Origin of the sequence: Streptococcus sp. KR (genome assembly GCF_002238115.1) — a bacterium.
Lineage (GTDB): Bacteria > Bacillota > Bacilli > Lactobacillales > Streptococcaceae > Streptococcus.
Genome location: NZ_NGVM01000075.1, coordinates 1 through 978, shown reverse-complemented (window position 1 = coordinate 978; position 978 = coordinate 1). Strand labels below are relative to the sequence as shown.

The following is a 978-nucleotide window of genomic DNA, read 5'->3' as shown; positions in this document are numbered from 1 at the left end:
GGCCTTCACTGGACCAAGGAATTATTGAAAAAAGTTGAAGATAAGGGTGTTCATTTAGGGTCTGTCTGGAAACAAAATAATCGTGTATAATCTTGATAAAAAACAAATTGAGGTTTTCGCCGATGACAATTCCGAAACGTTATGAAATTACTGATGAGCAATGGGCCCGGATTGAGGACCGTTTTCCGCCCTATAAAACCGGACGCCCACCTAAAATACCTAATCGCCAAGTTTTTAATGCGGTTCTCTGGTTGCTAAAAAGTGGCGCCACCTGGCGTGATATTCCTGAACGATACGGTTCATGGAAAACCAGCTATAGTCGTTATCGTAGTTGGGTTGATGCCGGCTTGTTTGAACGGATCTTTAAGGATTTGATCGATGAACCGGATATGGAAAATATCAGCCTCGATTCAACTAGCATTCGAGCTCATCAAAAGGCCACGGGCGCTAAAAAAACGCCCGCTGTGACGTTGAGAATCAAGCCATCGGTCTAAGCCGTGGTGGTCGAACCACTAAAATTCATGCGGTGGTGGATGGCCTTGGAAATCCATTATGTTTTATCCTTACCGGCGGCCAAGTTCATGATAGTCGGGCAGCTGAACCATTACTGCGACAATTAGCTTTAGCCGGCGTTAATCTGATTGCCGATAAAGCTTATGGGACTAAGGAACTGCGCCAGTATATTGAAGCTGAAGGCGGTCAATATACGATTCCACCTAAAAGTAATGCCCAAGACAAGTGGGATTGTGATTATTACGTCTATTGTGAACGCCATTTGATCGAGAATTACTTTAATCAATTGAAGAATTACCGGCGGATTGCGACGCGATATGATAAACTAGTGCATGTTTTTCTACAAACCATTTACATTGCTTCAATTTTGATTTGGCTTAAATAGTTTCCAGACAGACCCTAATAATTAAGAAGAAAAGGCGAGAATCTAAATTAAAGATTCTCGCCTTTTGCATATATTTAAAT

1 protein-coding gene is annotated in these 978 nt (G+C 41.9%); it reads left to right on the top strand.

Going from position 1 to position 978, the window contains the following annotated elements:
• Nucleotides 1-122: 122 nt before the first annotated feature.
• A protein-coding gene (locus tag CBI42_RS10885) for an IS5 family transposase (protein WP_094753971.1) occupies nucleotides 123-898 on the top strand; the annotation gives its coding sequence in 2 pieces (ribosomal slippage) (nucleotides 123-450 and nucleotides 450-898; 777 coding nt in all).
• Nucleotides 899-978: the final 80 nt, after the last annotated feature.